19 protein-coding genes and 1 riboswitch are annotated in these 22,932 nt (G+C 69.6%); of the genes, 11 read left to right on the forward strand and 8 right to left on the reverse strand.

Annotation, left to right across the window (positions count from 1 at the left end; translation table 11 throughout):
* Positions 1 to 25: 25 nt before the first annotated feature.
* The 4 genes from ABZ887_RS18015 (at position 26) to ABZ887_RS18030 (ending at position 4,566) form a co-directional block, all read left to right on the forward strand.
* Entirely contained in the window at positions 26 to 1,006 is a 981-nt protein-coding gene (locus ABZ887_RS18015) for a hypothetical protein (protein ID WP_361290439.1), read from the forward strand.
* 143 nt (positions 1,007 to 1,149) lie between these two features.
* Positions 1,150 to 1,800 (forward strand): peptide deformylase, encoded by a 651-nt coding sequence (def, locus tag ABZ887_RS18020; RefSeq protein ID WP_361289930.1) that lies wholly within the window; start codon positions 1,150 to 1,152, stop codon positions 1,798 to 1,800.
* 304 nt (positions 1,801 to 2,104) lie between these two features.
* Entirely contained in the window at positions 2,105 to 3,190 is a 1,086-nt protein-coding gene (gene cyc1, locus ABZ887_RS18025; protein ID WP_361290442.1) for an epi-isozizaene synthase, read from the forward strand.
* Positions 3,187 to 4,566, forward strand: coding sequence for a cytochrome P450 (locus ABZ887_RS18030; RefSeq protein WP_361289933.1), 1,380 nt, complete (start codon positions 3,187 to 3,189; stop codon positions 4,564 to 4,566). Before cyc1 ends, ABZ887_RS18030 begins: the two co-directional genes overlap by 4 nt.
* A 39-nt stretch (positions 4,567 to 4,605) precedes the next feature.
* On the opposite strand, the gene ABZ887_RS18035 is transcribed toward ABZ887_RS18030, so the two are convergent.
* Positions 4,606 to 5,571: a helix-turn-helix domain-containing protein gene (locus ABZ887_RS18035; protein WP_361289936.1), complete on the reverse strand. Its 966-nt coding sequence runs from the start codon at positions 5,569 to 5,571 to the stop codon at positions 4,606 to 4,608.
* Between the two features lie 93 nt (positions 5,572 to 5,664).
* Here ABZ887_RS18035 and ABZ887_RS18040 point away from each other — a divergent pair, with 93 nt between their 5' ends.
* Positions 5,665 to 5,859: a hypothetical protein gene (locus ABZ887_RS18040; RefSeq protein WP_361289939.1), complete on the forward strand. Its 195-nt coding sequence runs from the start codon at positions 5,665 to 5,667 to the stop codon at positions 5,857 to 5,859.
* Positions 5,860 to 5,893: 34 nt separating this feature from the next.
* Positions 5,894 to 6,058 carry a hypothetical protein gene (locus ABZ887_RS18045; protein ID WP_361289942.1) on the forward strand — a complete coding sequence of 55 codons (165 nt, stop codon included), beginning with the start codon at positions 5,894 to 5,896 and terminating at the stop codon, positions 6,056 to 6,058.
* A gap of 154 nt (positions 6,059 to 6,212) precedes the next feature.
* On the opposite strand, the gene ABZ887_RS18050 is transcribed toward ABZ887_RS18045, so the two are convergent.
* The 3 genes from ABZ887_RS18050 to ABZ887_RS18060 form a co-directional block, all read right to left on the reverse strand.
* Positions 6,213 to 7,226, reverse strand: coding sequence for a ribonucleotide-diphosphate reductase subunit beta (locus ABZ887_RS18050; protein ID WP_361289945.1), 1,014 nt, complete (start codon positions 7,224 to 7,226; stop codon positions 6,213 to 6,215).
* Complete coding sequence (locus tag ABZ887_RS18055; protein ID WP_361289948.1) at positions 7,226 to 9,595, reverse strand: ribonucleoside-diphosphate reductase subunit alpha; 2,370 nt, start codon at positions 9,593 to 9,595, stop codon at positions 7,226 to 7,228. The genes ABZ887_RS18050 and ABZ887_RS18055 overlap by 1 nt, the downstream gene beginning before the upstream one ends.
* A gap of 146 nt (positions 9,596 to 9,741) precedes the next feature.
* Positions 9,742 to 9,820: riboswitch (cobalamin riboswitch) on the reverse strand.
* Positions 9,821 to 9,897: 77 nt separating this feature from the next.
* Positions 9,898 to 10,404: a GNAT family N-acetyltransferase gene (locus ABZ887_RS18060; RefSeq protein WP_361289951.1), complete on the reverse strand. Its 507-nt coding sequence runs from the start codon at positions 10,402 to 10,404 to the stop codon at positions 9,898 to 9,900.
* 175 nt (positions 10,405 to 10,579) lie between these two features.
* On the opposite strand from ABZ887_RS18060, the gene ABZ887_RS18065 reads away from it, so the two are divergent.
* Positions 10,580 to 14,203: an ATP-binding protein gene (locus ABZ887_RS18065; protein WP_361289954.1), complete on the forward strand. Its 3,624-nt coding sequence runs from the start codon at positions 10,580 to 10,582 to the stop codon at positions 14,201 to 14,203.
* A gap of 30 nt (positions 14,204 to 14,233) precedes the next feature.
* Here ABZ887_RS18065 and mctP read toward each other — a convergent pair whose 3' ends face one another.
* The 3 genes from mctP to ABZ887_RS18080 form a co-directional block, all read right to left on the reverse strand.
* The gene (gene mctP, locus ABZ887_RS18070; protein ID WP_361289957.1) at positions 14,234 to 15,844 is read right to left on the reverse strand and encodes a monocarboxylate uptake permease MctP; all 1,611 of its coding nucleotides are present in this window, start codon (positions 15,842 to 15,844) and stop codon (positions 14,234 to 14,236) included.
* Positions 15,841 to 16,116, reverse strand: coding sequence for a DUF3311 domain-containing protein (locus ABZ887_RS18075; RefSeq protein WP_361289960.1), 276 nt, complete (start codon positions 16,114 to 16,116; stop codon positions 15,841 to 15,843). The genes mctP and ABZ887_RS18075 overlap by 4 nt, the downstream gene beginning before the upstream one ends.
* Before the next feature lie 174 nt (positions 16,117 to 16,290).
* Entirely contained in the window at positions 16,291 to 17,055 is a 765-nt protein-coding gene (locus ABZ887_RS18080; RefSeq protein WP_089098851.1) for a GntR family transcriptional regulator, read from the reverse strand.
* A gap of 359 nt (positions 17,056 to 17,414) precedes the next feature.
* Here ABZ887_RS18080 and ABZ887_RS18085 point away from each other — a divergent pair, with 359 nt between their 5' ends.
* The 4 genes from ABZ887_RS18085 (at position 17,415) to ABZ887_RS18100 (ending at position 22,284) form a co-directional block, all read left to right on the forward strand.
* The gene (locus tag ABZ887_RS18085; RefSeq protein WP_361289963.1) at positions 17,415 to 18,701 is read left to right on the forward strand and encodes an extracellular solute-binding protein; all 1,287 of its coding nucleotides are present in this window, start codon (positions 17,415 to 17,417) and stop codon (positions 18,699 to 18,701) included.
* Between the two features lie 251 nt (positions 18,702 to 18,952).
* Positions 18,953 to 19,927, forward strand: coding sequence for a sugar ABC transporter permease (locus ABZ887_RS18090; protein WP_361289966.1), 975 nt, complete (start codon positions 18,953 to 18,955; stop codon positions 19,925 to 19,927).
* Positions 19,924 to 20,766, forward strand: a complete 843-nt coding sequence (locus tag ABZ887_RS18095) for a carbohydrate ABC transporter permease (protein WP_361289969.1) — start codon at positions 19,924 to 19,926, stop codon at positions 20,764 to 20,766. Before ABZ887_RS18090 ends, ABZ887_RS18095 begins: the two co-directional genes overlap by 4 nt.
* Before the next feature lie 9 nt (positions 20,767 to 20,775).
* A complete protein-coding gene (locus ABZ887_RS18100) occupies positions 20,776 to 22,284 on the forward strand; it encodes a glycoside hydrolase family 3 protein (RefSeq protein WP_361289972.1) in 1,509 nt (502 codons plus the stop codon).
* Positions 22,285 to 22,320: 36 nt separating this feature from the next.
* On the opposite strand, the gene ABZ887_RS18105 is transcribed toward ABZ887_RS18100, so the two are convergent.
* A complete protein-coding gene (locus ABZ887_RS18105; RefSeq protein WP_361289975.1) occupies positions 22,321 to 22,857 on the reverse strand; it encodes a GNAT family N-acetyltransferase in 537 nt (178 codons plus the stop codon).
* Positions 22,858 to 22,932: the final 75 nt, after the last annotated feature.

Consider the following 22,932-nt stretch of genomic DNA (forward strand, 5'->3'; position numbering starts at 1 on the left):
GAAATGGAACTGGCAGGCGGGAATCGTGAGGATCTTCGGCAAGGGACGGCACCGGCCCTCCGCCTCCTGGCGGCAGGCCACCGACCGCGCGTTCACGCTGATCGGTGACGGCCGGTACGAGGACGCGGGCGAGCTGCTGACACGTGCCGCCGACCTGGAACCCTGGCTGTCGGAGTCCTGGTTCAACCTCGCCCTGCTGCACAAGTTCCGGCACGACTGGGAGCAGGCCCGCGCGGCCGGGCTGCGGGCGGTGGCCCTGCTCGACCGGGAGACCGGGGCGCCCGACTGGTGGAACGTGGGCATCGCCGCGACCGCGCTGCAGGACTGGCCGCTGGCGCGGCGGGCCTGGCAGGCGTACGGGCTGCGGGTGCCGGGCGGCGCCACCGCGTCCGGTGAGCCGGACGGCATGGACCTGGGCAGTGCCGCCGTACGGCTGTCCCCGGAGGGGGAGGCCGAGGTGGTGTGGGGGCGGCGGCTGGACCCCGCCCGCATCGAGGTGCAGTCCATTCCGCTTCCCTCGTCCGGGCGGCGCTGGGGCGAGGTCGTCCTCCACGACGGGGTGCCGCACGGCGAGCGGACCACGGCGACCGGGCACGCGTACCCCGTCTTCGACGAGATCGAGCTGTGGGCGCCGTCGCCGGTGCCGACCTGGGTGGTGCTGCTGGAGGCGGCGACCGAGGCGGACCGGGACGCGCTGGAGCAGCTGGCGGGGGATGCCGGGTTCGCGGCGGAGGACTGGTCCTCCTCGGTGCGGTTGCTGTGCCGGATGTGCTCGGAGTCGCGGATGCCGTCCGACGAGGGCGACGGGGTGCACCTGGATCCCCACGACCACAGTGAGCCGGGGCATCCGGGGCCGCTCGGGCATCGGACGGACGGGCAGCTGTGGGTACCGGAGCGGGAGTGCGGGGTGGCTGCGCCGGCCTCGCTGGTGAGGGGGTTGTTGGACGGGTGGGTTGCGGACAGCCCCGACTCCCGGGATTGGCGGGATTTGGAAGAGGTCTGCTGAGCGCCGCTCGTCGGGTGCGGGCCGGTGGGGGCTTGTCGCGCAGTTCCCCGCGCCCCTTCGGGGCGCGTCCCTGAACGGACGCTGCCACGTACCCTGTATTCGCAACATCACCCCCGTTTTACCTAGGAAGGCTTACGTCCGTCATGGCCCAGCAGGACACCGATCAGCAGCACGCGGGCGTGCTCCCCGTGGACGACGAGGGGTTCGTCGTCGACACCGAGGGGGCCGAGGAGCGCGAGAACGCCTGGCGTGCGCGGGGGACCTCGCGGCCCATCACCGTCGTCGGGAACCCGGTGCTGCACAAGGAGTGCAAGGACGTCACCGAGTTCGGGGCGGAGCTGGACCAGCTCGTCGCCGACATGTTCGCGAGTCAGCGGACCGCCGAGGGCGTCGGCCTCGCCGCCAACCAGATCGGCGTCGACCTGAAGGTCTTCGTCTACGACTGCCAGGACGACGCGGGCGCCCGGCACGTCGGCGTGGTGTGCAACCCGAAGCTCGTCGAGCTGCCCGCCGACAAGCGGCGGCTGGACGACAGCAACGAGGGGTGCCTGTCGGTGCCCACCGCCTACGCCCCGCTCGCCCGGCCCGACTACGCCGAGGTCACCGGGCAGGACGAGAAGGGCAACCCGATCAAGGTGCGCGGCACCGGCTACTTCGCTCGGTGTTTGCAGCACGAGACCGACCACCTGTACGGCTACCTGTACATCGACCGGCTCTCCAAGCGCGAGCGCAAGGACGCGCTGCGGCAGATGGCCGAGAACGAGCCACGCTACCCCGTGGTCGCCAACGACTGATACGCAGGGAACGCTGCAGGACAGCTGTGACGCCTGGTCGGGAACCATCCGACCAGGCGTTCGTCATGTTCGGTCAGACTCGCTCGTCTGTGCGTCGTACATTCGATCCTTTGTGCACCCCTAGCGATCCTTAATCAGTCACACAAGGGGAGATTCTCGGCACTGTGGGGTAGTGAGTGAAGCAAATCCGTTCCCAGACTGGTCAGTTGTGGTGCTGAATGGGAACTGCGGGGATACGCAACGGCGCACGCCCGGCACAGCGGGAGGGGTGTGCGCACCTGGCTCGGCTGAGAGGGGTTTGTTCGTGCATGCTTTCCCACACAGCACCACATCGACGCCGACGGCGGTCGCGGTTCCACCACAACTCGCCCTCCCGGTGGTCGAGGCCGAGTTTCCCCGGCAACTGCATCCGTATTGGCCCCAGCTGCAGGAGAAGACCCGCCTCTGGCTGCTGGAAAAGCGACTGATGCCGGCCGACAAGGTTCAGGAATATGCCGACGGCCTTTGCTACACGGACCTCATGGCGGGGTACTACCTGGGTGCGTCCGACGAGGTCATCCAGGCGATATGCGACTACAGCGCCTGGTTCTTCGTCTGGGACGACCGGCACGACCGTGACGCCGTGCACCGCAGGCCGGCCGACTGGCGGCGGCTGCGGTTCCGGCTGCACACGGCCCTCGACGCGCCCCTGCACCACCTGCACCACCCGGACACCCTGGTCGCGGGGTTCGCGGACAGCGTCGCGCGGCTGTACTCGTTCCTGCCGGTGACCTGGAACCAACGGTTCGCCCGGCACTTCCACGCGGTGATCGAGGCCTACGACCGCGAGTTCCGCAACCGCAGGGCGGGACAGGTTCCCGGGGTCGAGGAGTACCTGGCCCTGCGGCGCCTCACCTTCGCCCACTGGATATGGACGGACCTGCTGGAGCCGAGCGCCGGGACCGAACTCCCGGACGCGGTGAGGAAAAACCCGGCGTACCGCCGGCCGGCGTTGCTCAGCCAGGAATTCGCCGCCTGGTACAACGACCTCTGCTCACTTCCCAAGGAAATAGCGGGCGACGAGGTGCACAATCTCGGAATCAGTCTCGTCACCCATGAGGGAATGAGCCTGGAACAGGCGGTCGAGGAAGTCAGGCGACGCGTCGAGGAATGCATCAGCGAATTCCTGGACGCCGAACGGATCGCGCTGCGGTTCGCCGATCAGCTCGACGACGGCACCGTGCGCGGAAAGGAACTCGGCGCCGCCGTCACGGCCTGCGTCGGCAATATGCGGAACTGGTTCAGCTCCGTCTACTGGTTCCACCACGAATCCGGCCGTTACATGGTCGACAGCTGGGACGACCGGTCCACGCCCCCGTACGTCAACAACGAAGCGGCAGGTGAGAAATGACCGTCGAGTCCGTGAACCCCGCGACCGCGGAGACTTCCGACCACGCCGAACTGCGCGAACCGCCCCTCGCCGGCGGCGGTGTGCCGATACTCGGGCACGGCTGGCGGCTGGTCCGCGACCCGCTCGCCTTCATGTCCCGGCTGCGCGCCCACGGCGACATGGTGCGCCTCCGGCTCGGCCCCAAGGAGGTGTACGCCGTCACCACCCCGGAGCTCACCGGGGCCCTCGCCCTGAACCCCGACTTCGTCATCGCCGGCCCGCTGTGGGAGTCCCTGGAGGGGCTGCTCGGCAAGGAGGGCGTGGCCACCGCCAACGGCCCGCGCCACCGGCGTCAGCGCCGCACCATCCAGCCCGCGTTCAACCTCTCCGCGATCCCGGACTACGGGCCCGTCATGGAGGAGGAGGCGCACGCGCTGACCGAGCGCTGGCAGCCCGGCGCCACCGTCGACTGCACCTCGGAGTCCTTCCGGGTCGCCGTCCGCATCGCCGCCCGCTGCCTGCTGCGCGGCGAGTACATGGACGAGCGCGCGGAGCGGCTCAGCGTCGATCTCGCGAGCGTCTTCCGCGGTATGTACCGGCGGATGGTCGTACCACTCGGCCCGCTGTACAGGCTGCCGTTGCCGGCCAACCGCGAATTCAACCGTGCCCTGGCCGATTTGCATCTCCTCGTCGACGAGATCGTCGCCGAGCGGCGGGCATCTGGTCAAAAGCCGGACGATTTGCTGACGGCATTGCTCGCGGCGAAGGACGAGAATGGCGACCCGATCGGGGAACAGGAGATCCACGACCAGGTGGTCGCGATACTCACCCCCGGAAGCGAAACAGTCGCTTCCACGATCATGTGGCTGCTCCAGGTGCTCGCCGAACACCCGGAACACGCCGAGAAGGTACGGACCGAGGTCGAATCGGTGACGGGCGGTCAGCCGGTTGGTTTTGAGCACGTTCGGCGGCTCACGCACACCAACAATGTCGTCGTCGAGGCGATGCGTTTGCGGCCCGCCGTATGGATATTGACGCGGCGCGCCAAGGCCGACACCGAGCTCGGTGGCTATCGCATTCCGGCCGGGGCGGACATCGTCTACAGCCCCTACGCCATCCAGCGCGACCCGCACTCGTACGCCGGGCACCTCGACTTCGACCCGGACCGCTGGCTTCCTGAGCGGGCCAAGGACGTGCCCAAGTACGCCATGAGCCCCTTCAGCGTCGGCAACCGCAAGTGCCCCAGCGACCACTTCTCCATGACCCAGCTCAGCCTGATCACCGCGGCCCTGTGCGCCAGGTACCGCTTCGAACAGGTCGCCGGGTCGAACGACACCACCCGGGTGGGCATCACCCTGCGCCCGCACCGGCTGCTGCTCGCACCCGTGCCCTGGTGACCTGCCGACCGGCGGATCACGCCTGATACCGGCGCGCGCTCAGGCGGCCTCAGGGCCCCGGAACGCGCGCCGGTAGGCGTTCGGCGTCGTGCCCAGCGACCGTACGAACTGGTGCCGCAGCGCGGCCGCCGTGCCGAAGCCGGTCCGGCCCGCGATGGCGTCCATCGTCTCGTCCGTCCCCTCCAGCAACTCCTGTGCCAGCAGCACCCGTTGCCGCAGGATCCAGCGGTACGGCGTGGTGCCGGTCTCCTGCTGGAAGCGGCGGGCGAAGGTGCGCGGGGCCATCAGGGCGCGGGCGGCCAGCTGCTCGACGGTGACCTCCTCGTCGAGGTGCTCCGTCATCCAGGCCAGCACCCCGCCGACCGTGTCGCAGGGCCCCTCCGGCAGCGGCCGCTCGATGAACTGGGCCTGGCCGCCGTCCCGGTGCGGGGGCACCACCATCCGCCGGGCGATCTTCGTCGCCACCTCCGGGCCCTGCTCCTTGCGCACGATGTGCAGACAGGCGTCGATACCGGCCGAGGTGCCCGCCGACGTGATCACCGGGTCCTCGTCGACGTACAGCACGTCGGGTTCCACCCGGGTTCGCGGGAAGCGGCGGGCCAGCAGGTCCGCGTGGCGCCAGTGCACGGCACAGCGGCGCCCGTCCAGCAGCCCGGCCGCGCCGAGCACGAAGACGCCCGAGCAGACGCTGAGCACCCTGGCCCCCCGGTCCACCGCCCGGCGCAGTGCGGCGAGCAGCTCGGGCGGGTAGTCCCGGGCGATGTTGGCGTCCGAGGCCGGCACCGCGATCAGGTCGGCCTCCTCAAGCCGGTCCAGGCCGTACGGCGTGGAGACGGTGAGGCCGGGCACATGGGTGCCGAGCGCCGGTCCCTCCGCCGAGACCACCGCGAAGTCGTACACCGGCAGCCCCTCGTCGGAGCGGTCGAGGCCGAAGACCTCGCAGACGACTCCGAGCTCGAAGGGGTGCACACCGTCGAGGAGCACTGTGGCCACGTTCTTCAGCATGCTGCCAGTGTGCCTCGCGGCTGGCAGTAATTCGAGGGTGTGTGGCAGTGCTGCCACTCACGGTAAGGAGTATTCGGCGCCACAGTAGTGTCCATGAACGGAAACCAGATCGAAGGTCTCATCGGAATGGTCCTGGTCCTCGGGATCCTGGTCCTCATGTCCCTCCCGTCCGCGCTCGGCGTCCTGCGCGACCGGCGCATCGACCGGCAGATCAGGGAGGCGCGGCGGACCGCGGAAGCCGGGCGCGCCCGGGACACCGCCCACCGGGGAAGGTCCCTGATCGCATAGCCTCTCCTGGCTCGCGCACGACAAGGGGAGGATCATGAGAGGCAGAACGGCCTGGGCCGCGGCCGGCGGGGCGGCGGCCCTGGTGCTGACGACGGCGACCGGAGTCCACGCGGAGGGGCGGGGCGACATCCGGGTGGTGAAGACCGTCGTCAACGGCGGCGGCAACGTCATCGTGGGGACGTCCAAGACGATCCGGTAGATGAGCGCGACCACGTCCGTGTGCCGGGCCACGGGGCAGCAGGTCAAGCTCCAGTTCCGGCAGCTGGCGCTGGTACTTCCCCGGCACGACGACCACCTCGCGGAAGGTGTCGGCCGGGGACGTGCTCGACCTGAAGTAGCCGGCGTACGGCGGCTCAGAAGTCCTCGTCCAGGTCGACGGTGCCCTCCACCGCCACCTGGTACGCGGACGGGCGCCGCTCGAAGAAGTTCGTCAGCTCCTGGACGCCCTGCAACTCCATGAAGGAGAACGGGTTCTCCGAGCCGTACACCGGGGCGAAGCCCAGGCGGCCGAGCCGCTGGTCGGCGACGCACTCCAGGTACTGGCGCATGGAGTCGGTGTTCATGCCGGGCAGGCCGTCACCGCACAGGTCCCGGGCGAACTGCAGCTCCGCCTCGACGGCCTCCCGCAGCATGTCGGTGACCTCCTGCCGCAGTTCGTCGTCGAAGAGCTCCGGCTCCTCCTTGCGGACGGTGTCCACGACGTCGAACGCGAAGCTCATGTGCATCGTCTCGTCACGGAACACCCAGTTGGTGCCGGTGGCCAGGCCGTGCAGCAGACCGCGGCTGCGGAACCAGTAGACGTAGGCGAAGGCGCCGTAGAAGAACAGGCCCTCGATGCAGGCGGCGAAGCAGATGAGGTTGAGCAGGAAGCGGCGGCGGTCGGCCTTCGACTCCAGGCGGTCCATGTTGTCCACCGAGTCCATCCACCGGAAGCAGAACTCGGCCTTCTCACGGATGGAGGGGATGTTCTCCACGGCGGCGAACGCGGCGGCGCGGTCGTCCGGGTCGGGGAGATAGGTGTCCAGCAGGGTCAGGTAGAACTGGACGTGCACGGCCTCCTCGAAGAGCTGGCGCGACAGGTACAGGCGCGCCTCCGGGGAGTTGATGTGCTTGTACAGCGTGAGCACCAGGTTGTTCGCCACGATCGAGTCGCCCGTCGCGAAGAAGGCGACCAGACGGCCGATCATGTGCTGCTCGGCGGCCGTGAGCTTCGCGAGGTCGGCCACGTCCGAGTGGAGGTCGACCTCCTCCACGGTCCAGGTGTTCTTGATGGCGTCCCGGTAGCGCTCGTAGAAGTCCGGGTAGCGCATGGGGCGCAGGGTCAGCTCGAAGCCCGGGTCGAGAAGGTTCTTGTTGTCGCTGGTCATTACTGGCAGGCCTCGCAGGACTCGGGGTTTTCCAGGGAGCAGGCGACGGCGTCCTCGGGAGCCGTCTGCTGCACGGGGACGGTGGCTCGGGCCGCGCGGGCGATCCGGGTCGCCGGGCGCGAGCGCAGGTAGTACGTCGTCTTCAGGCCCGACTTCCAGGCGTACGCGTACATCGAGGAGAGCTTGCCGATGGTCGGCGTCTCCAGGAACAGGTTCAGGGACTGGGCCTGGTCGAGGTAGGGGGTGCGGGCGGCGGCCATGTCGATCAGGCCGCGCTGCGGGATCTCCCACGCCGTGCGGTAGAGCCGCCGTACCTCCTCGGGGATCCAGGCGAAGTCCTGCACCGAGCCGTTCGCGTCGCGCAGCGCCTCGCGGGTGCGGGCGTCCCAGACGCCGAGGTCCTTGAGGTCCTGCACCAGGTAGGAGTTGACCTGGAGGAACTCGCCGGACAGCGTCTCGCGCTTGAAGAGGTTCGAGACCTGCGGCTCGATGCACTCGTAGACACCGGCGATCGACGCGATGGTGGCGGTGGGGGCGATCGCGAGGAGGAGGCTGTTGCGCAGACCGGTCGACGCGATCCGGGCGCGCAGCGCCGCCCAGCGCTCCGGCCAGGTGAACTCGACGCCGTAGTGGTCGGGGTGCAGCACACCCCGCGCGGTACGGGTCTTCTCCCAGGCCGGCAGCGGGCCGTTGCGCTCGGCGAGGTCGGCGGAGGCCTCGTACGCGGCGAGCATGATGCGCTCGGCGATCCGGGTGGAGAGGGCCTTGGCCTCCGGGGAGTCGAAGGGCAGCCGCAGTCTGAAGAAGACGTCCTGGAGGCCCATGGCGCCCAGTCCGACCGGCCGCCACCTGGCGTTCGACCGGCCCGCCTGCTCGGTCGGGTAGAAGTTGATGTCGACGACCCGGTCGAGGAAGGTGACGGCGGTACGGACGGTCTCGTCCAGCCGCTCCCAGTCGATGTCGCCGCTCGCGGTGTCCACGAAGGCGCCGAGGTTGACCGAACCGAGGTTGCAGACCGCCGTCTCGCCGTCGTCCGTGACCTCCAGGATCTCCGTGCAGAGGTTCGAGGAGTGGACGACGTGACCGGGCAGGGCCGTCTGGTTGGCGGTGCGGTTGGCCGCGTCCTTGAAGGTCATCCAGCCGTTGCCGGTCTGCGCGAGGGTGCGCATCATCCGGCCGTACAGGTCACGGGCCGGGATGGTCCTGCGCGCGAGCCCGTCGGCCTCGGCCTTGCGGTAGGCCGCGTCGAACTCGGCGCCCCACAGGTCCACCAGCTCCGGCACGTCGGCGGGCGAGAACAGCGACCACGGCTCGTCGGCGTTGACCCGGCGCATGAACTCGTCCGGGATCCAGTGCGCGAGGTTGAGGTTGTGGGTACGGCGGGCGTCCTCGCCGGTGTTGTCGCGCAGCTCCAGGAACTCCTCGATGTCGGAGTGCCAGGTCTCCAGGTAGACCGCGGCCGCGCCCTTGCGCCGGCCGCCCTGGTTCACGGCGGCGACCGAGGCGTCGAGGGTCTTCAGGAACGGCACGATGCCGTTGGAGTGCCCGTTCGTGCCGCGGATCAGCGAGCCGCGGCTGCGGATCCGGGAGTACGAAAGACCGATGCCGCCGGCGTGCTTCGAGAGCCGGGCCACCTGGTGGTAGCGGTCGTAGATGGAGTCCAGCTCGTCCTTCGGGGAGTCCAGGAGGTAGCAGGACGACATCTGGGGGTGCCGGGTGCCGGAGTTGAAGAGGGTGGGGGAGGACGGGAGGTAGTCGAGGCGGCTCATCAGGCCGTAGAGCGCGGCGACTTCGTCGACCGACCGCACCGTGTCGTCCTCGGCGAGACCGGCGGCGACCCGGAGCATGAAGTGCTGGGGCGTCTCGATCACGCGGCGGGTGATCGGGTGCCGCAGCAGGTAACGGCTGTGGAGCGTGCGGAGCCCGAAGTAGCCGAAGCGGTCGTCGGCGTTCGGGTCGACGAGGGCGTCGAGGCGGGCCGCGTGCAGCCGTACGAACTCGGCGGTCCGGTCGGCGATGAGCCCCTCCCGGTGCCCCACGGCGACGGACCCGATGAAGGACGTCACGCCCTGCGAGGCGGCCTCGGCACGGACGGAGATCGTCAGCAGCCGGGCGGCGAGCCTGGAGTAGGCGGGGTCCTCGGAGATGAGACCGGCGGCGGCCTCGGTGGCCAGTTCGCGCAACTCCGCCTCGTCGGCCCGCGCCGACCGGCCACGCAACGCGGCGGCGGCGACCCGGCCGGGGTCGGCGTCGGGGAGGTCGGCGGTCAGCTCGGTCAGGGTCCGCAGCAACGCGGTACCGGGACCGTCGTCCGTCACGGATTCCACAGAGCTGGTCGCTGAGGCCGGGTCGGCTGGCGCGATGGTCACGTGGGGCTCTCCCTCGCTGGGCTCGGGGCCTGGCGGAGGGCAGGAGGCAGCACACGGGCGCATGCACGCGTGTCGCGTCCCCGGCCCACTCCACGAGGCCCGGACGTCAGAACGCCCTCGCCGGATGGCCGGGCGTGCTGTCGACAGGTCCTCGGACTGACTCCTGTGCACGAACATGCACAAGTACACCGTTGCGGGACAGTTCCGGATTCGCACCGGATTCCCCTGCGGCGACAGCGAGCATGAGCATACATCTAGTGCCGGGTTGTCGTGTCACCCCCAGATGTTGTGTCGCGGTGGTGTCAGAGCGTCAGCTGATAGGTGAGGAGAGTGAGGTCGTCCAGGTGCGGCACGGGATTCCAGTCCCGCTCCGGTGTGCGGACGAAGCCCAGGCGTTCGTAGATGCGGTGGGCCGTGTGCATGCTCCGCTGGCTCGACAGGACGACGGCCGTGCAGCCCTCGGTGGCCCGTGCGCGGTCGACGCAGGCCCGTACGAGCGCCTCGCCGGCGCCTCGGCCGCGGGCCTCGTGCGCGACCGCGAGCGCCCTGATCTCGGCCTCGCCGGGGCGGGCGATGTCGGCGACCGGGCCGGGGCCGGCGACGAAGGTGACGCCGCCGAGGAGTCTTTCGCCGTCCACGGCCACGAGCACGTCGGCGGCGGCCGCCCGGCTCGCCACGTCCTTCAGCACGGGCAGATACGCGTCGCCCTCGCCGTAGTCGAGGAGGCCGTCCCGGAGGTAGGCCTGGGCGGTGATCTCGCCGAGGGGTGCGTACTCGGTCGGCTCCGCGGGCCGGATCGTGATGTCCATGGTGCCGAGTCTGCCGGAGGACTCCGACCACGTGCGCCCGGATTCTCCGGGGGATGTCCCGTCCCTTTCCGCCCTGCGGGCAGTCGAGTTGCGGAGTGTGACGGGAGTGCTTTCCATGGAGTTAGGTGCCCGCGGGTCCTCCGTGCCGAGATCCGGTCTCGGAAGGAGAGGCACCATGTCGAGAATCGTCCGTCACCCGCCGGGCAAGGTCCGGCCACGCAGTGCGCCGATGGCGACGCTGGACGCGAGGCGGGCGTGGCGCCGGCTCCGGCGGTTCTTTCTGGGCCGCTGGCACAGTCTGACCATCTGGCTGGAGGCCCGCCGCAACACCACCCGCCCCAAGAACTGGCGCAGGTGGTGGTCGTACACCAATCTGAACCGGGTGGTCTGGCTGACCCTCCTGATCCTGTTCCTCGCCTGGGTCGGTGAGGGCATCTGGATCCTGGTCACCCACCGCACGACCCCTTTCGAGCAGTGGCGGCACCGGTCCGAGGACGGATTCGACGCCGTCCTGCGGTTCCTCGGTCCGCTCCTCGCCGCCTCGGTCGCCGCGGCGGCGTTCCTGTTCTTCTGGTACCACTGGACCAAGAGGCGCTACCTCGCCAAGGCACGCAAGGAGCCGCACCGACTGGTACGCACCGCGGGGCCGGACATCTCCGAGATCGTGGGCCGTGAGGAGATCGCCCGGGTCATCGCCCAGCGACTGCGGCAGCGCGAGACCCGCAGGCCCTATCTGCTCGTCGGCGGTATCGGCACGGGCAAGACCGCCGTTCTGGTGCGGCTCACCGAACTCCTGGCCGATCAGCACGCCGTTCCCGTGCCGATACGGCTGCGGGACGCCGTCGGCGGCGACCTGAACTTCGAGCGCATGGCCAGGGAACGGTTCGCCGAGGAGGCGCCCCGGGGCATCCTGGCGCGCGGCAAGAACGACCGGGTCTGGCAGCAACTCCTCGCCGACGACAAGGTGGTGGTCATCGCCGACGGCCTGGAGGAGGCGGTGCTCGACGAGAGGTTCCAGGAGGACCGGGACAACATCATCCGCAAGGCCATCGAGCGCGCCCACGAGGAGAAGCTGCCGCTCGTCATCGCGTCCCGGCCGCACAGCCCGCTCGAGAGCACCCCCGCCGCGATCGTGGAGCTCGAACCGCTGAGCGAGGAGGAGGCGTTGCGCTTCGTCGAGGCGCGGGACCCGGAGACCGACGAGCGCCGCGTCGACTGGATCGTGGAGACCGCGGAGGTCACCGAATCACCCATCTACCTCCAGATCGCCCGCGAGCTGCACCGCCACGGCGGCCTGGAACGCAGCCGTCTGCGCAACGGCGCCCATCGGCTGGACACCCGCAGCTGGGACCGCAGCACGCTGCGGCTGTGGCTGCTGGAGACGTGGGACCGTGCCGTGCGCGAGGGCCGGCTGCGCGAGGACGTCGAGCTGAGCCCCCAGGAACGCGACGACACCGTCGAGGTGGTCTCGGCGCTCGCGTGCATCGGACTGCTCCAGGACAGGCTGGAGGTCGGCTTCGCCGAACTGCTGGGCGATGACGTCCACCCGGGTCCGACGCGGCGGACAACGGCCCGGGCGGACCATCTGTGGGCCACGGCGCGCAGTTTCGACCGGTACGGCAAGCGTGGGAACACCTTCTCGGAGTGGCACCGGGAACGGATCTGGAACGCGCTCTGCGACCGTCTGAGCCCCAGGGAGAGCAAACGTCTGCGCGAGGGCGACATGGGCCAGTGCCAGATCGCGTTCGCCCGCTTCGCGGCCAACGCGAACAAGCTCCGCCTGGCGGAGAGCTTCGAGAAGAGGATCCGCTTCCCGCACAGCACCCTCCAGGCCTACTTCGGCTTCCGCATGCTGAGTCACCTCGGCGAGCGCGAGGCCGGCGAGTTGATCGAGCTGGCGCTGCGGCCGCCGGGCCCCAGCCGTGAGCTGCTCATCGCCCTGGTGCTGCTCGCCCGTCGCCGGGCGGCGGAGCAGTCGGCCAAGGGCGGCAGTGTCGGGGCCGAGCTGCGCAAGTACCGGGACGAGCTGTGGCGGCAGGCTCCGGTGTACGGGCGTCCCATGGCCGACCGGCTCTTCACGGCGGCGAACCGCCGCACGGACGATCCCAAGGCCCTCGACCTGTACGCGGCGGCCCTGGAGGTCGACGGCGCCGAAGCCAGGCCGCGCCTGCTGAGCGACATCGTCAAGAAGGTGTACGACCGCTGGCCCGACATCAAGGGTGACCGGCGCACCGTCGAGGACGCCAAGCGCAGGCTGGCCAGGCAGCTCGGCACCGCACTGCGCGCGGCCTCCGCGAAGACCGACACCATGCTCCTCTACTACTACCTCTTCCAGATCGGCAAGGCGGATCCCTCGTATGCCGTGCGCCTGGCCGTCAGCCAGGAGTTGGGCAGCGGCGGAAACCCGGCGTTCGCGGTCATCAGGGAGAAGTACGGCCAGAGCGTCGACCCCATCAGGGAGTACGACGAGACGGTCAGCGGCCTGAGGGACCGCAAGAGGGAGCAGGACCGCGACTGGAACGGGTGGATGCGGGACGCGATGACGGCCCGCACGTCCTCGTGGGACAGGTCGGCCGCGGAGGTCGACCGCCTGCAGCAGCGCCGGAAGGAGACCAGGCAGCGGTACCGGAAGGACCGCATCGAGCTGTCCAGAGAGTTCGTGATGCGGGCCTGGACGATTCCCATGTACGTGGGCTCCGTCGACGACGCCCACCGTGACGAGGCCCGCGAACGTCTCACCAAGTGGATGCGTCATCTCGATCCGGAGTACACCCATGGCGCCCCCGACCTGCCGCTCGCCCTGGAGGCCGCGCTGGCCCAGGGTTTCAAGTTCGCGGCCAATCGGCGCAAACGCCACCCGTATTCGTATCCGGGCAGCCGGGTCGACCTGATCCGGCAGGCGGAGACGGTGCTGCAGCGGTCCCGGTGCTGGTACACGCAGCTGACGCTGCTTCAGGCGCTGTGCCTGTGGGAGCTTCCGGACAGTGCCGGCCACCACGAACGGGAGGCGGACGGCGCGGCCTGGCGGGAGAACGGCTCCGGCGGACGGCAGGGGCCGTCCCGCGCGATCGCCGGCACCAGCGCGGTGCAGACGGTGCAGCGGTGGCTCTCCATGGCGGGCACGGTGAACGGCCCGCCGGGCCCGCCCGGCACCAACGGCGACGCGCCTCGGCGGACACTCCATCCGTTCGTCGCCGAGGCCGCCGACCTGGTGGCCATGGCGCTGGAGACCGGGCAGCCCGAGCGCTTCCTGTGGATCGACGAGAAGACCGTCACCGACAACGTGGGCTCGCGCATCGAACGGAACGGAGGCTACCGCAGGCACAACCTGTGGATACCGCCGTCGGCCGGGTGGAGCACCCTCGACGGACGCGCCCAGCGCCTCGTCGCCGACGTGCTGCTCATGCTGAACCTGGTGGAGCGGGACGGGTACCCGGACGAGGTCGAGGAGCGCATGGCCCGCGCCGAGCGCTCGGGGACGCCGCTCCCGCCGTGCATCCGCGTGAGCCGTGAGCCGCTCCGGCCCGGTCTGCGGCCGGGCACCGCCGCGCCGCCCGCACCGGGCACCACCTGTCTGGCCGACTGCAAGTTCCAGCTGTGCCCGTACCCGCCCCGGGGCACAGTGCCCCGGGGCGAGGTCCGTGAGCCCTTCTGCCGGCAGCAGCAGGTGCTGCTGCCGGGACCCGTACGGCGGTGCTTTCCCCGGCTCGTGCACCGAAAGACGCCGCCCTGGGTGAGCATGCGCGTCCGCGAACTGGACCGCTTCTGGGACGCGATGTCGGGGCGCACGCGCGACTAGGGAGCCGCGTGTGCGCCCGGCCGGGTCTCGTCAGTGCGCGGATCCCGCGACGGCCGGAGGCAGTTCCACCTCCACGCCCGGGTCGCCCGCGTCCGCCGTGTAGTCCTCGGGGCTGGTCTGGTCGATGCCCTCGGGGGCCTTGAGGGCCTTGAGGGCGAAGGTGAGGACCACCGTGACCGCCACGTTCAGGACGAACGCGGTCAGGCCGATGTAGCCGATCTCGCCGATGCCGGGGATCTCCTTCGAGGAGCCGCCGAAGTGCTTCTGGGTGGGGGAGGCCACGCCGTACGCGGCGGCCGTGCCGTAGACCATGCCGACCGCCCAGCCCGCCAGCAGCGCCCAGCGGTGGAACCAGCGGGTGAACAGGCCGCCGACCAGGGAGGGGAAGGTCTGCAGGATCCAGATGCCGCCGAGGAGCTGGAAGTTGATGGCGACCGTCTTGTCCATGGTGAGGACGAAGACCAGCGCGCCGACCTTCACCAGCAGGGAGACCAGCTTGGAGACCTGGGCCTCCTGCTTCGGCGTGGCGTCGGGCTTGATGAAGTCCCGGTAGATGTTGCGGGTGAAGAGGTTCGCGGCCGCGATGGACATGATGGCCGCGGGGACCAGGGCGCCGATGCCGATCGCGGCGAAGGCGACCCCGGCGAACCAGTCCGGGAACATGTTCTCGAACAGCTGGGGGATCGCCAGCTGGCCGTTGGTGACCTTGACGCCGGCCGCGATGGCCATGAAGCCCAGCAGGGCGAGCAGACCCAGCATCAGGGAGTACAGCGGCAGGATCGTGGTGTTGCGGCGGATCACGTCACGGCTCTTCGAGGAGAGCGTCGCGGTGATCGAGTGCGGGTACATGAACAGGGCCAGCGCGGAGCCCAGCGCGAGCGTGGCGTACGTCCACTGGCCGGCCGGGGCCGGGACGAGGCCGCCCGCTCCCGCCGCCGTGTACTTGTCGCCGGCCTTGGCGAAGATGTCGTCGAAGCCGCCCAGCTTGATCGGGATGTAGATGATCGCCACCGCGATGACGAGGTAGATCAGTGCGTCCTTCACGAACGCGATCAGGGCGGGGGCGCGCAGGCCGGAGGAGTACGTGTAGGCCGCGAGCACGCCGAAGGCGATGAGGAGCGGGAGGTCCTTCAGGAACCAGTTGGTGCCGTCGCTGCCGCCGATGCCCATCACGTCGAGCACCGCCTGGATGCCCACGAGCTGCAGCGCGATGTATGGCATCGTTGCCAGGATGCCGGTCAGCGCGACGGCGAGGGACAGGCCCCGCGAGCCGAAGCGGCCGCGCACGAAGTCCGAGGTCGTCACGTAGCCGTGCTTGTGGGAGACCGACCACAGGCGGGGCAGGAACGCGAAGATCAGCGGGTAGACCAGGATCGTGTACGGCACGGCGAAGAAGCCGGCCGCTCCCGCCGCGTAGACCGCCGCCGGTACGGCGACGAAGGTGTACGCCGTGTACAGGTCGCCGCCGAGCAGGAACCAGGTGACCCAGGTTCCGAACGACCGGCCGCCGAGGCCCCATTCGTCGAGCGAGTGCTCGTTCTCGGCCTTGCGCCAGCGGGCGGCCAGGAAGCCGATGACCGTGACGGCCAGGAAGAAGAAGATGAAGACGCCGAGCGCGACGCCGTTCACGCCGTCCTTCACTCCGACGCACCCCCGTCCGCGCTCGTGGCGGCCCTGCGGGCACGCCGGTCACGCTCCCACAGCTGGTACGCGGTCATGGTGAGCGCGGTCGAGAGCAGCACCCACAGCATCTGGTACCAGTAGAAGAACGGGATCCCGATGAACACCGGGTCCGTCTTGGCGTACGAGCCCACCCACAGCATCGCCACGAAGGGCGCTATCAGGCAGAGGGCGATGGCGACGCGCACAGGCGTCACCACCGCCGCTTTGGTCACTTCGGACGCATCTGACATCTCGCGGCTCCGTCCCCTCACTGACCGCACGGCGATCACCGTTGTTCACCTGTGTAATGCGCAGGCAATCATGGCGAACGCGTGAGGTCAGTGGAAGACCTCATCCGCATGTCGGTATGTCGATTTGGTGGAGAAGGGTGATGAGCCGTCAGGAGGGGCAGGGTGTGAACGGCCTCAGTCCTGGGGCCGCTTGAGCCTCGCGACGAACTTGTAGCGGTCGCCGCGGTACACCGAGCGGACCCATTCCACCGGCTGGCCCTCGCGGTCCAGGGAGTGGCGGGAGAGCATCAGCATCGGCAGGCCCACGTCGGTGCCGAGCAGGCCGGCCTCGCGTGGGGTCGCGAGGGAGGTCTCGATGGTCTCCTCGGCCTCGGCGAGATGGACGTCGTACACCTCGGCGAGGGCGGTGTACAGGGACGTGTACTTGACGAGGGAGCGGCGCAGGGCCGGGAAGCGCTTCGCGCTCAGGTGCGTGGTCTCGATCGCCATCGGCTCGCCGTTGGCCATGCGCAGCCGCTCGATGCGCAGCACCCGCCCGCCTGCCGTTATGTCGAGCAGGCCGGCCAGCCGGTCGTCGGCGGTGATGTAGCCGATGTCCAGCAGCTGGGAGGTCGGCTCCAGGCCCTGGGCGCGCATGTCCTCCGTGTACGAGGTGAGCTGCAGCGCCTGGGAGACCTTGGGCTTGGCGACGAAGGTGCCCTTGCCCTGGATGCGTTCCAGGCGGCCCTCGACGACCAGCTCCTGGAGGGCCTGGCGGACGGTGGTGCGGGAGGTGTCGAACTCGGCGGCCAGGGTGCGCTCGGGCGGGACCGGGGTGCCGGGGGCCTGTGTCTCGGTCATTTCGAGCAGGTGCTTCTTCAGGCGGTAGTACTTGGGCACGCGCGCGGTACGGACGGCTGTCCCGCTCTCGTTCTCCGCACTGCTGACGTCGGTGCTCATGCTCCGCCTTCCCGGCTACTGGTCCTGCTCGCCATGTGGCACGGCAGCGTACCGGGATTTGCCCTGCACGCTGCGTGATCCCTTCTGTATACCGTCGCGGGCCCTTCTGGTCTAGTCCATCGCTGGAGTGGTCTACCGGAATTGTCTCGTCCGCGCCTCAGGTTTTCGAGGGGTTCTTACTTAAAGGTTCCTGCATATGTAGGTCGCATAACGGCTGGTCGGAGCCTATTCGGCCACCCTTGACAGGCCTGCTGGTCTGGGCCAAGCTTCCCGCACTGGTCTACACCATTGGTCCAGGTCCCGGCCCAACGCTCGTGCGGGGAGGCAGGGGGGTTTGTGGCATCCCTGAGGAGGGTGGCGTGAAGCGCAAGCTGATAGCCGCGATTGGTATCGCGGGCATGGTCTTCTCGGTCGCGGCGTGTGGCAGTGACAACAAGGACGACAACAAGTCCCAGGGCTCGGACGCCAAGGCGCTGACCGTCTGGCTCACGGTGGACGCGCAGAACAACTGGCCCGACCTGGTGAAGGCCGCCGACGCCGCCGTGGAGAAGAAACACCCCGGCATCAAGATCAAGCACGAGTACTACGGCTGGCCGGACAAGAACACCAAGCTGGACGCCGTCCTCGCCACGGACAAGGCCCCCGACGTGGTCGAGATGGGCAACACCGAGATGCTCGGCTACATGGTGAAGGGCGCCTTCGCTCCCGTCGACGCCTCCCAGTTCAGCAGCTCCGACCAGTGGCTCGACGGCCTCAAGGCCTCGGTGACCTACAGCGGCAAGACCTACGGCGTGCCGTACTACGCCGGTGGCCGCGTCGCCAACTGGCGCAAGGACATCGCCGCCTCGGCCGGCATCAAGACCACGCCGAAGACCTACACCGAGCTGACCGCCGACCTGGACAAGATCCAGAAGAAGGAAGGCAGCAAGTTCAGCGCCTGGTACCAGCCCACCCGCGACTGGTACGCGGCCATGTCCTTCGTCTACGACGCCGGCGGCTCCATCGCGGTCGAGAACGGCGGCAAGTGGCAGGGCAATCTCGAGTCGGCCGAGTCCATCAAGGGCCTCACCGAGTTCAAGAGCGTCATCGACAAGTACATGCACGGTGACAAGACCAAGGACGAGTCCGACCGCTACATCGTCTACGGCCAGGGCAAGTCGGCCATGATCTTCGGTGCCGCCTGGGAGGGCGCGACCGCGGCCGACCCGAAGAACGACAAGACCGGCGGCAAGCTGAAGGACAACCTGGTCAACTTCGTGATGCCCGGCCCGTCCGGCAAGAACATGCCGGTCTTCCTGGGCGGCTCCGACCTCGCCATCCCGGTGAAGTCCAAGGCGCAGGCCGTCGCCGCCGAGTGGATCAACGCGTTCACCGGCCCGTCCGGCCAGAAGGGCCTGATGGCCAAGGGCAACCTGCCGAACAACAAGACCGACCTCGCCACGCTGAAGAGCGACCCGGCGACCGCGGTGCCGGCCGAGGCGGCCGAGTCCAACTGGTTCGTGCCGATGGCGCCGGGCTGGGGCCAGGTCGAGAAGGCCCAGGTGCTGCAGACGATGCTGCAGAACATCGGCACCGGCAAGGAGAGCGTCGAGGCGGCGGCCAAGGAGGCCGACGCGGCGATCGACAAGGTCATCAACACCCCGTAACGGTCTGCGGCCGGGCCTGACCGACGGGGGGTCAGGTCCGGCCGACGGGTTGATGTCAGAAGGTGCCGCAACGGGTTGGTGGGTTGGTGCCGGTTCGTTGTGGCTGGTCGCGCAGTTCCCCGCGCCCCTGACGGGGCGCGAGACGCGTCCCCTGTCGGGATGCGAGACGCGTCCCCTGTCGGGATGCGAGGCGCGTCCCTCGAAGGGGCGCGCTGCTGCCGGCCTCTCTCGATCTGTTTGAGGAGCGCACGATGAGTGCCGTTGATACGACCACACCCGCCAAGGTGCCGGCACCTCCACCGGACTCCCCGCAAAGACCACGTGCGAACCGGCGTTCGGGCGGTCCCGCCGTCCCCTGGCTGCTGCTCGCCCCCTGCCTGCTGGTCCTGGCGCTCGTCCTCGGCTATCCGCTCTACCGGCTGGTCACCCTCTCCTTCCAGCAGTTCGGGCAGACCCAGCTGTGGGGGTTCAAGCCGGCCGAGTGGGTCGGGTTCGGGAACTTCTCCAAGGTGCTGGGCGACAGCGAGTTCTGGCAGGTCGTGCTGCGCACGATCTTCTTCGCGGCCGGCTGCGTCATCTTCACCATGGTCGTCGGCATGCTCGTCGCCCTGCTGCTGCAGCGCGTCTCCGGCTGGGTGAAGACCCTGGTCAACATCGCGCTGGTGGCCAGCTGGGGCATGCCGGTCATCGTCGCCACCACGGTCTTCAAGTGGCTCTTCGACTCCGACTACGGCATCCTCAACGCCCTGCTCAGCAAGCTCCCCGGGGTCGAGATGATCGGCCACAACTGGTTCGCCAGCGGACCCGAGGGACTCGCGGTGATCATGCTCCTGGTGGTCTGGGGAGCGGTCCCCTTCGTGGTCATCACGCTCAGCGCCGGACTCACCCAGGTCCCCCAGGAACTGGAGGAGGCCGCCCGCCTCGACGGCGCCGGCCCCTGGGGCGTCTTCCGCTACGTCACGCTGCCCATCCTCAAGCCGGTCATCGTGATGCTCACGACGCTCTCGGTCATCTGGGACATGGGCGTCTTCCCGCAGGTCTTCGTGATGCGCGGCGGCCACCCCGAGGCCGAGTTCCAGCTGCTGACCACCTGGTCCTACGACCGCGCCTTCGTGGTCAACGACTACGGGCAGGGCTCCGCGATCGCGCTGCTCACCGTGGTCCTCCTGCTCGGCGTCGTCGCCGTGTACATGCGCCAGATGCTGAAGATCGGAGAGGTCGAATGAGCACCGTCGCCACCCCCGGCCGCAGGAAGGCCAAGGCCGGCTGGAACCTCCTCGGCCTCCTCGTCTTCCTCGTCTCGGGCTTCCCCGTCTACTGGATGCTGAACACGGCGTTCAAGCCGGCGAAGGACGCCATCGACCCGGACCCGAGCCTGCTGCCCACCGGCATCACCCTGTCCAACTTCAGCCGCGCGCTGGACATCGCCGACTTCTGGGGCCCGGTCGGCCGCAGCCTGATCGTGTCCCTCTCCGTCGTGGTGATCGGCATGGTCGTCGGCCTGCTGGCCGCCCTCGCCATCTCCCGGTTCGCCTTCCGCGGCCGGAAGATCGTGATCGTCGGCATCCTCGCGGTCCAGATGATCCCGCTGGTCGCCATGATCATCCCGGTCTTCCTGCTCCTCAACGACCTGGACCAGTACGACAAGCTCAGCGGCCTGATCATCACCTACCTGACCTTCATCCTGCCGTTCACGGTGTGGACCCTGCGCGGCTTCATCGTCAACATCCCGAAGGAGCTGGAGGAGGCCGCCATGGTCGACGGCTGCTCCCGCACCGGCGCCTTCGTCCGGGTGGTCTTCCCGCTGCTCGCCCCCGGCCTCGTCGCCACCTCGGTCTACGGCTTCATCCAGGCCTGGAACGAGTACCTCTACGCCCTGATGCTGCTCAGCCAGGACCACCAGACGGCGACCGTCTGGCTGGCCAACTTCACCACGCAGCACGGCACCGAATACGCCCCGATGATGGCCGGCGCCACCATGCTCGCCGTGCCGATCGTCGTCCTGTTCCTCCTCGTCCAGCGCAAGATGGCCGCGGGCCTCACCGCGGGCGCCGTGAAGGGATAACCCCATCCGATGACGACATTCGCCAGCGGTACGGCTGCGTTCAATTCACAGGACAGAATCACGCGCGACGCGCTGACCGTCCTCCAGCCGGGCTTCACCGGCACCACCGCCCCCGACTGGGTACTGCGCCGGCTCGGCGAGGGCCTCGCCTCCGTGGGCGTGTTCGGCCGCAACATCATCTCGGCCGAGCAGCTCTCCGCGCTCACCGCGCAGTTGCGCGCCGAGCGGGACGACGTCCTGGTGGCGATCGACGAGGAGGGCGGTGACGTCACCCGTCTCGAGGTGCGCACCGGCTCCTCCTTCCCCGGCAACCACGCCCTCGGCGCCGTCGACGACCCCGAGCTGACCCGGCAGGTCGCCCTCGAACTGGGCCGCCGCCTCGCCGCCTGCGGGGTGAACTTCAGCTGGGCCCCGGTCGCTGACGTCAACTCCAACTCCGCCAACCCGGTCATCGGCGTCCGCTCCTTCGGCGCCGACCAGGACCTGGTCGCCCGTCACACGGCGGCCTACGTCAGCGGCCTCCAGGCGGCCGGGGTGGCGGCCTGCACCAAGCACTTCCCGGGCCACGGCGACACCGCCGTCGACTCCCACCTCGCCGTGCCCCGCATCGACGCGACCGCCGACATCCTGCGCGCTCGCGAGCTGGTCCCCTTCCGCGCCGCCATCGCCGCCGGTACCCGCGCCGTGATGAGCGCCCACATCCTGGTCCCCGTCCTGGACCCGACCCGGCCCGGGACCCTGTCCCACCGCGTCCTCACCGAACTGCTCCGCGGCGAACTCGGCTATGACGGCCTGATCGTCACCGACGGCATCGAGATGCAGGCCATCGCCGGGACCTACGGCATCGAACACGGCACCGTCCTGGCGATAGCCGCCGGAGCCGACGCGATCTGCGTGGGCGGCGGCCTCTCGGACGACGAGACGGTACGACGGCTGCGCGACGCCCTGGTCGCGGCGGTCCGCTCCGGCGAACTCCCCGAGGAGCGACTGGCGGACGCGGCGCAACGGGTGCGGGCGATGGCGACCTGGACGGCCACGGCGGAAGTGGCCCAGCCGGACCCCGCCCTCACGGACATCGGCCTCGTCGCCGCCCGCCGCGCGCTTCATGTGACGCGCGTCGACCCCTACACACCCCCGGCCGACCCCCTGTTCGTCGCCTCCCTCACCCCCGAGACCAACATCGCGGTGGGCACGGAGACCCCGTGGGGTGTCTCCGCCGAACTGACCCGCCTCGTGCCCGGCACCGAGACCGGCAGCTTCGCGGGCGAGGACGCGGGACACGCGGCGATCGTGGCGGCGGGGGAGCGCCGAATCGTCGCGGTGGTACGGGACGAACACCGGTACCCCTGGATGACCGGCGCCCTGGACATCCTGCTCAAGGCCCGCCCCGACACGATCGTGGTGGAGATGGGCCTGCCCCAGGCCGCGCCCCGGGGCGCCCTGTACATCGCCACGCACGGCGCGGCGAGGGTGTGCGGTACGGCGGCGGCCGAGGTCATCGCGGGCGTGACCGCGTAGGCGAGCACGCAGGGAGTGGTCCTCGGTCCGGCGTTGTCAGCGGGCCGGGGACCGCACGCCGAACCACTGCTCGGCGCCGTACGCCTCGAATCGTTCCTGCTCGGTGAAGCCGAGCTTCGCCGCGAGGCGCATCGAGCGGACGTTGGCGGTCTGGGTGTAGAGCACCACCGGCTCACCGGGAAGCACTCCGGAGAACCAGTCGAGGGCGGCCGCGCACGCCTCGAAGGCGTACCCGTGTCCCCACGCCTCCGGCAGGAACAGGTAGCCGAGCTCGGTCTCCCCGGCCGCGCGGCGGTCGGGCGCGATCTCGGGGTTGTGCGGGTCGAGCTGGACGGTGCCGATCGCCGCTCCGTCGAGCTCGACCACGAAGAAGCCGGGGCGCCGCCCGGGCACCTCCGGCACCAGGCGTTCCAGATCGGCACGCGGCCGGGGGCCACCGAGGTAGGTGCCCACCTCCGGCGAGGCGTCCAGCTCGATGACCGTCGCCCGGTCCCGAGCCTCGGACTCACGGAGCACGAGCCGCTCGGTCCTGATCGGGGCAGCCGGCCAGACGTCGGTACTCAACTCAGTCATGGCGGGCAACCTAGCGCATGCCCGCGCCCCGAAGGGGCGCGGGGAACTGCGCGAGCAACCCACCACACAGGTTCA

The organism is Streptomyces sp. NPDC047061, from assembly GCF_040643955.1.
Classification (GTDB): Bacteria; Actinomycetota; Actinomycetes; order Streptomycetales; family Streptomycetaceae; genus Streptomyces.

Bases quoted from the DNA above. Each gene is read 5' to 3' on its own strand.
- def (WP_361289930.1), top strand. From the start codon at position 1,150: ATGGCCCAGCAGGACACCGATCAGCAGCACGCGGGCGTGCTCCCCGTG.
- ABZ887_RS18030 (WP_361289933.1), top strand. From the start codon at position 3,187: ATGACCGTCGAGTCCGTGAACCCCGCGACCGCGGAGACTTCCGACCAC.
- ABZ887_RS18035 (WP_361289936.1), bottom strand. From the start codon at position 5,571: ATGCTGAAGAACGTGGCCACAGTGCTCCTCGACGGTGTGCACCCCTTC.
- ABZ887_RS18040 (WP_361289939.1), top strand. From the start codon at position 5,665: ATGAACGGAAACCAGATCGAAGGTCTCATCGGAATGGTCCTGGTCCTC.
- ABZ887_RS18045 (WP_361289942.1), top strand. From the start codon at position 5,894: ATGAGAGGCAGAACGGCCTGGGCCGCGGCCGGCGGGGCGGCGGCCCTG.
- ABZ887_RS18050 (WP_361289945.1), bottom strand. From the start codon at position 7,226: ATGACCAGCGACAACAAGAACCTTCTCGACCCGGGCTTCGAGCTGACC.
- ABZ887_RS18060 (WP_361289951.1), bottom strand. From the start codon at position 10,404: ATGGACATCACGATCCGGCCCGCGGAGCCGACCGAGTACGCACCCCTC.
- ABZ887_RS18065 (WP_361289954.1), top strand. From the start codon at position 10,580: ATGTCGAGAATCGTCCGTCACCCGCCGGGCAAGGTCCGGCCACGCAGT.
- ABZ887_RS18075 (WP_361289960.1), bottom strand. From the start codon at position 16,116: ATGTCAGATGCGTCCGAAGTGACCAAAGCGGCGGTGGTGACGCCTGTG.
- ABZ887_RS18080 (WP_089098851.1), bottom strand. From the start codon at position 17,055: ATGAGCACCGACGTCAGCAGTGCGGAGAACGAGAGCGGGACAGCCGTC.
- ABZ887_RS18090 (WP_361289966.1), top strand. From the start codon at position 18,953: ATGAGTGCCGTTGATACGACCACACCCGCCAAGGTGCCGGCACCTCCA.
- ABZ887_RS18095 (WP_361289969.1), top strand. From the start codon at position 19,924: ATGAGCACCGTCGCCACCCCCGGCCGCAGGAAGGCCAAGGCCGGCTGG.
- ABZ887_RS18100 (WP_361289972.1), top strand. From the start codon at position 20,776: ATGACGACATTCGCCAGCGGTACGGCTGCGTTCAATTCACAGGACAGA.
- ABZ887_RS18105 (WP_361289975.1), bottom strand. From the start codon at position 22,857: ATGACTGAGTTGAGTACCGACGTCTGGCCGGCTGCCCCGATCAGGACC.